Below are 6656 nucleotides of genomic sequence, written 5' to 3' on the forward strand. Positions count from 1 at the left end.
AAACTTGATTTCAACCTGTCACAAAAAAGAACGACTCGGCCCCGAATCGAAATTAGGCCCTAAACAGCCCCTTCGCCCCAGTTTATGGTTAACAAAGTCTTGCTGCTGAATCCCCAATCCTTGATGGTCTGATTCGTAGGGTGATTTGGACGACGGATTTAGGGGAATAGCGTGATCAAGGGAGATGCGTTGCGGCACCAAATGGTGCTTCCGCAACAGAGAGACTTTTACGATTATTGGCGGCGGAAATGTGTGGGTGGCAAATTGCCTTCACGCTCGGATATCGACCCTTCAGAGATATGTGCTCAGCTTCCTATGGTGACCATCACCGAACGTGAAGCCGACATCAAAACACGTTCGGATCACCGCTATCTTTTTCGTCTCGCGGGAACCGGATTCTGGCGCTTCTATGGCGATGAAATCCAAGGTCAGTATGTGGATGAGCTGCCTATCGGCAGTCGGGCCGATTACTGGCACCGCGTTCTCGATATGGTTGTCGACCAGCGGCGTCCCTTTCACGGCGTCACAAAACCCAACACGCCCATCGGATCGCATATGGCACAATTTTGGGTCCGACTCCCGCTCTCAGAAGATGGCGTGACAGTGAGTTCAATCCTCGGTTACGATCATATCTGTGCTCTTGAATCCGTTGTAGAACCGATCAGCAAAGCCCAAAAAGTTTACGCCTAATTCAAGGGTCTAACGACTTATCATCCCGTTAATGGGGTCAGGGCTCGTCATACGCCCTAAAAGAGTATAGGAATATAATCCCAATATTATACTTTGCGTACCCACGCAAAAGGGAGTATTCCTAAATGAGTAGTTTATTCCCTAATCAAGGCGAGTGTCTCTCTCTCGATGATTTCGAGAGAGCTTTCCGCCTTTGCCAAAAAGGCTCGCAAGCAGCTAATGACGTTCTCTCCGTCCATCGGGGGAGTTTCGTTAAAGGCTACATAGAAGCAGATCTGCTCTTGATTGCTAATTATCGTTCCAAGAGGCATGGTCATGACTACACATTCATTTTCCATCGCCTGCCACCCCTGCTTAGGAAGAAATCCGACTCGACCGGGTCGCGTTGTCATAAAGTCGGGCATTGCGAGCGCGCCTGGAATGAATGCGGGAACAATGCCGACCGAATGCTTCCGATTTGCTACCTTGGACAAACTTCGACAAATATCATCTGCAGTGGCGTGCCCATCACCAGTTCCGTATGGCTTTGCCGCCAAAAACACAGGGGTGAGCTTCGCCGGAATCTTACAAGATTTCCCGGCCAATCTTTTTTCGAAGCCGTCGATTGTATCCGTCCAAGGAAAGTAGACGGAGTCATTTGCCCTGAGTCTGGGGTTATGGTATCGGACAGCCGCCCATGCCATTTGGTCGAAAGCGTGCCTCAACGTGACGATGGCGTGAGTAACCTTATCCTCAACAGCCTCAGGGAAGCGTCGATTGCGGACATACTTAACGACCATTTGCCCTATCAACGGATACTCCTCGACGGTTCGATAATATGGCCTCTGACCGAACCAGTCACCGACGATTTGTTCGAGTTCATCGATTGCTTTGCGGCCAAACCTGATAGATTTTTTCGTTTGCTCAAAATGCAATGAGGGGTCAGTCAATTTTTAGGCTTTATTTTCGATGCTAACTTTAAGGCGGTTTTAAATTTCTTCCCACTCTCATCGCACTCCAATTCCCGCGCGGTCTCTATAAACCGCGCGGATTGCTCATCAGGCGTCATCTTTTCTTTCGATTGGGACTTTAACCCATCGCCATCGTTTTTCACTTGGCTTGTATTTTGAGGGTTTTTCGATGCCATATGCTTCCTTACCCTGTTTGAGCTGTTTGATAGGTTAGACGCTTGCCGACGACGCCTGAAAGCAGGTTTAAGGTGCGGTCAGTATCGTTCACGCCTAATCCTACGCGGTTATTGTAGCGGAAATCAAACTCAGCAAGGTAGCGGTGCAAATGCTTCTCTGCGCAGTGCTGATAAGTCCCCTTCATGCCGCGTTTGAAAGTACTGAAATAGTTTTCAACGGTGTTCGAGTGAATATCGCCGCGCACGTATTCGCCGGCGCTGTGCTTAGTAGTGCCGTGGCTCAGGAAGTCTTGGCCTACAGACTTATAGAGCGGGCTTTCGTCGGTGTTGAGACGGCTTTCAAGGTCAAGGTTATTCAAAAGAATGCTTGAGACGTTCTCTTTGTTGGCCTGCTTAACGTGAAATGAGCGGACAGGACCGCCACGTTCAACGAGAGACACGATTGCACGTTTCTGACCAGCCTTACCCTTCTTGATGTACGGACGCCCATTGCGGGACGCTGGAAGCTCTTGTTTGCCAGCTTTGTTTCCGAAATAAGTTTCATCGGCCTCAACCTGTGAGCCAGAGCCTCCAAGGGGAGCCATAACACCGTCGCGCATAGCTTCACGAATACGGTGAGACATAAACCAAGCGGTTTTGAGGGTGACGCCAAGGGTCCGGTGCAGTTGTTGAGTACTGATACCCTTCTTGCTGGATGACATAAGATATATTGCCTGCATCCAAAGGTGCATTTTCACATGGCTGGATTCGAAGATGGTCCCGATCTTAACGGTGAAGGGCTTGCGGCATGAATAGCACTTATGAACACCGATACGGGTGGACTTACCTTTAAGTTTGCCGACGCGCTCTTGCTCACCACAACGCGGGCAGACCGCACCAGTAGGCCAGATACGCGCCTCAACGTACTCGTAAGCCGCTTCTTCATCGTGGAAGTGTTTTTGTGACAGGATCGACATGCTATTCTCCAATTCGTTGAAGATTCAATAGCATATAAGGCTGGGTACGGCAAGTATAATATTGGGAATATAATCCTCGATATCGTCTTTACCGCTATTGTTTGCGGACAAGGGACACAGGAGGATAGAATGCCCCGGATTAGACGCATCGACCCGACCGACCCGGCCCGCGCAAAGCTGGCCGTGGCAGCCGCCGCGATAGAATTCGGGGTCCCAGACCTTGATCTCGCGAACCCCGACCACCGGACCCCCCTGACAGATTATGCGCGGCAAGTGGCGATGTATCTCTCGTCCTGCAGTTTTGGCATGACGATGACGCGGATTGGCGAACTTTTCGGGCGGGATCGATCAACTGTTAGCCATGCCATCAAAGTCGTCGAGGACGGTCGAACGGACCCCGTCTTAGATGAGAAAATTGAACGTCTGGAAATTTGGCTTGGCAAGGCACCGCGACGATGAGTTCGGAGCAGAATAAGCTCAGGACCGAACAATTGCTACGAAGCTTACTTCGCGGCAAGGCCTTGATTGAACGGCAATCAATAGCGGGTGACTGGCCTGCCTACCCGGGCGGCGACCGCCGAAAACGCCCGCTATTCTGGGTCAATAGTGGGGATATTGATGCCCTGATGGTGGACGGCGTTTTAGTGGTCACGGATCGCGGCGTGGGTCTTTCGAATGAGACCCGGCGGCGTCTACTTTACGGCCAGTCGGCGCGCGAAGTGGTGGAGACGACCGAATTCGTGCCGTCCGGGGTCGAACGACCCGTGCGGCGTAATGTTCGCGGCACGGTGATATTACGTTTGGCGCCTCAAACCGACCGTCAGGGCGATGCTGTGTTAAGCGATGCACAGATTACAGCAGCGCATCGCTACACGCTTGATCTGCTCCGCGCAGGCGAAGGCCGTGTCGGGACTGTCGATCTATCCGCGCCTAAAGTGGACGGCACACGCCGACATGATGCGGCGGAACGCGCCGCTTTGGCCCGGCTGGACGGCCACCGTGCTCTCCAGCATGCCCGATCCGCCATTGGGTCAGACCTGACGCGACTGCTCAATGCGGTTTGCGGCGCGAATGAACGGCTAGAGGCCGTTGAGCGGGCTGAAACATGGTCGCGGGGGACGGGGTTGTCTGTGCTCAAGATCGCCCTTGATTTACTGGTGCGGCATTATGGGGCGGTGCCTGGAAAACGGGCGGAATCTATTCGACCGGATCATGAGAGTATGAAGAAATTCGCCTAATTTCATCCCCGTCTTTCGGGCGAGAGGCATTGTCTCGCCATGACGAAACAAATTTCTAAAAAGCCGCCGTCTCAGACTGACGTCTCGATGGCGGACCCTCGCGATAGCGCTGCACTGATCCGGCAGTTGCAAGACAAGCTGCTTGCGCTCGGTGAGGATGTCGACACGCTCGCGCCCGCTGACATTGAAAAGACGGCGAAAGCCATTTCAACCTTGATAGGGAGTGTCGAAAAGGCGGACGCCTACCTACAAGCGAGTGGGGCCGTAAAGCCAAGTGATGGCTTATCTGAGCCGTCCCGACTGGATCTCTTGCGCAAGATAAAGCGGATGGTCGACAATGGGGTGCTGAATGAATTGGCGGATGACGCCGATGTTTAAATTCCAAAAGCGGAATTTAAATTCGGATGAGCAAGACTACGTCATGCGCAATTGGAGGGCCTGGGCGCGCGAGGATCAAATTGCGCCAGACGATCCCGATTGGGCGGTCTGGTTGGTTCTAGGCGGCCGCGGGTCGGGAAAAACGCGGACCGGGGCCGAATGGGTTTTAGACCGTGTCCGGCGGGGCGCAAAGCGTATCGCGCTTGTCGCCCCAACGCTTCATGATGCCCGCGAAGTCATGCTTGGCGGTGATAGCGGATTGCTTCGGATTGGATTTCGACATGAACGCGCCCGCTATGAACCAACCCGGCGTCGGGTTGTTTTCCCGGCTACGTCAGGACGGGACCCCGCGATCGCTTATCTCTTCTCCGCACATGATCCTGATAGTCTGCGTGGCCCACAATTTGATTGCGCGTGGGGGGACGAGTTTTGTGCGTGGCCTGATCCGGAGGCTGTCTTGTCTAATTTGCGACTCGGTTTGCGTTTAGGCGCGGCCCCTCGCTTGTGCTTGACGAGTACGCCGCGCCCATTGCCCGTGTTAGACGGGCTTTTGGCGAATGCTGGCACACGCCTCACGCGGTCACGAACTTATGACAATGCCGCGAATTTGGCCCCGGGGTTTATTCAAGCGATGGCTGACACTTACGGGGGGTCCGCATTGGGACGGCAGGAGATGGACGGCGAGATTGTTCGCGATCATCCGGGCGCAATTTTTGCGCGCGCCGATATTGATCAAGCGCGTGTCACTCAAACGCCGCCGCTTGATCGAATTCTTGTTGCGCTTGACCCGCCTGCGACATCTGGCGAGACGGCGGATCACTGTGGTTTGGTGGTCGTTGGGCGACGCGGGGAGGGACGAGAGGCAGACGCTTATGTTTTGCGGGATGCGAGCCTCCCTCGCGCCGCACCAGACATATGGGCTGAACGTGCCATTGCCCTCTACCATAGCTATGAAGCCGACGGGATTTTGGCGGAAAGCAATCAGGGCGGCGAGATGATTGAAACGGTCATTCACCAAATTGATCCCGATGTGCCCGTTATTCGACGTCATGCCACGCGGAGCAAACGGGGCCGTGCGACACCAGTCGGACTACTCTATGCTCGGGGCCGCGTTCACCATGTCGGGACTATGGAGGCCTTAGAAGACGAATTATGCGCGTTTGGTGGACCGCATCAAAACGGATCACCCGATCGGATGGATGCGCTGGTCTGGGGTGTGTCAGAACTCCTTTTAAATCAAACTGAGCCAAGACTTCAGTTTCTTTAACGTCGCATTTACTACGTTGGTCCACAGCTATAGCAGTATTACCACCGTCGCAGGATGCGACAGAGGAGCCTGACATGGCACGACACAAACCTGATAACCGCCGCGAACTCGCGGACCTGCAGATAAAGTTGAAGAACACGGACCGAGAACTCGGTCAGCTCAACTGGGATTTGGCGCGCGAACTCATCACATTGGCGGGCGAGACGAAAGATCCCGGACCCCTCATTCAAGCTGTGGAAGCGCTTAGTTCCGCGACCCGATATTACTCTTTTGAAGATGCTCCGCGCGAACATGCACTGATCCAAAAAGCGATTGCAGATACATTGCTGACCCTCGGTCAATCAACGGGCGACCGGGACACGCTCACGACGGCCCGCGATGCCTATCGCGGCGCGATAACGCTCGCATCCCTGTTATCGGACGATGAACTCCGTGAGAGCTTACGTATCAGTTATAAGGCGACACTTGATTTGATCGGACACCGATCGAAAACTCCCTCTCTTTTCCGCGTCGCTTAGTTCTCACCGATAAAGTCTAAACCGTGTTCCCTGACTCCGGCTTAAACTCGGGGTTGGTTGTTGCCACTAGCCTGTGCCGTATTCGTATAATGGGCGTCTAAGACCTCAAAGGTCGATCCGCGTAAAGCGGAGCAAGACCGACTGTAAAACCAAGCGTTTGGCAGAAAAACACCGAACTCGATCCACGCGACCCGAAGTGGCCCCATAACACCTCTATCGCTGCTCAAAAGGTTTTGGGCGTCGAGGGGAACAGCTTCATGAGATTGCCATTTACTGGACGCGCACCTGCGTCTGTGCCTTCCGCTATGCCCATTTCAACGCGGCCCTTGCCTGACAGAGATGAGGTCAAATCCTCGAGCCCTTTGGTAGCATTGGAGTTGTCTGTCCGTCGTCATATAAAACGGCACAGATTTCGGCCTGGGCCAAGAGAGACTTTGCTCACCTTTATTGATTGATATTAGGCGACGGCTTTGCGGTATTGCA

Annotated in this window: 9 protein-coding genes; 6 read left to right on the plus strand and 3 right to left on the minus strand. The window is 53.7% G+C overall.

All coding sequences use genetic code 11. From position 1 onward, the window contains the following. Window positions 1–171: 171 nt before the first annotated feature. Window positions 172–690 carry a PAS domain-containing protein gene (locus IE105_RS11230; RefSeq protein ID WP_189498491.1) on the plus strand — a complete coding sequence of 173 codons (519 nt, stop codon included), beginning with the start codon at window positions 172–174 and terminating at the stop codon, window positions 688–690. 134 nt (window positions 691–824) lie between these two features. Here the strand turns inward: IE105_RS11230 and IE105_RS11235 are convergent, their stop codons facing one another. Genes IE105_RS11235 through IE105_RS11245 form a run of 3 tightly spaced genes read right to left on the minus strand, consistent with a single transcriptional unit; the run spans window position 825 to window position 2772 of the window. Then, a complete protein-coding gene (locus IE105_RS11235; protein WP_189498493.1) occupies window positions 825–1619 on the minus strand; it encodes a hypothetical protein in 795 nt (264 codons plus the stop codon). Continuing rightward, a complete protein-coding gene (locus IE105_RS11240; RefSeq protein WP_189498495.1) occupies window positions 1616–1816 on the minus strand; it encodes a hypothetical protein in 201 nt (66 codons plus the stop codon). The genes IE105_RS11235 and IE105_RS11240 overlap by 4 nt, the downstream gene beginning before the upstream one ends. Window positions 1817–1824: 8 nt before the next feature. Beyond that, window positions 1825–2772 carry an IS1595 family transposase gene (locus IE105_RS11245; protein ID WP_189498496.1) on the minus strand — a complete coding sequence of 316 codons (948 nt, stop codon included), beginning with the start codon at window positions 2770–2772 and terminating at the stop codon, window positions 1825–1827. Between the two features lie 129 nt (window positions 2773–2901). Here IE105_RS11245 and IE105_RS11250 point away from each other — a divergent pair, with 129 nt between their 5' ends. The 5 genes from IE105_RS11250 (at window position 2902) to IE105_RS11270 (ending at window position 6173) form a co-directional block, all read left to right on the plus strand. Then, complete coding sequence (locus IE105_RS11250; protein WP_189498498.1) at window positions 2902–3231, plus strand: helix-turn-helix domain-containing protein; 330 nt, start codon at window positions 2902–2904, stop codon at window positions 3229–3231. Beyond that, window positions 3228–4010: a DUF6456 domain-containing protein gene (locus IE105_RS11255; RefSeq protein WP_189498500.1), complete on the plus strand. Its 783-nt coding sequence runs from the start codon at window positions 3228–3230 to the stop codon at window positions 4008–4010. Before IE105_RS11250 ends, IE105_RS11255 begins: the two co-directional genes overlap by 4 nt. A gap of 39 nt (window positions 4011–4049) precedes the next feature. Further along, a complete protein-coding gene (locus IE105_RS11260; protein WP_189498501.1) occupies window positions 4050–4388 on the plus strand; it encodes a hypothetical protein in 339 nt (112 codons plus the stop codon). A 43-nt stretch (window positions 4389–4431) separates the two neighbouring features. Further along, the gene (locus IE105_RS11265; RefSeq protein WP_233354120.1) at window positions 4432–5655 is read left to right on the plus strand and encodes a DNA-packaging protein; all 1224 of its coding nucleotides are present in this window, start codon (window positions 4432–4434) and stop codon (window positions 5653–5655) included. A 74-nt stretch (window positions 5656–5729) separates the two neighbouring features. Beyond that, on the plus strand, window positions 5730–6173 hold the full coding sequence (locus IE105_RS11270; RefSeq protein ID WP_189498503.1) for a hypothetical protein: 444 nt from the start codon (window positions 5730–5732) through the stop codon (window positions 6171–6173). Window positions 6174–6656 lie beyond the last annotated feature (483 nt).

The organism is Algimonas arctica (genome assembly GCF_014652695.1).
GTDB classification, from domain to species: domain Bacteria; phylum Pseudomonadota; class Alphaproteobacteria; order Caulobacterales; family Maricaulaceae; genus Litorimonas; species Litorimonas arctica.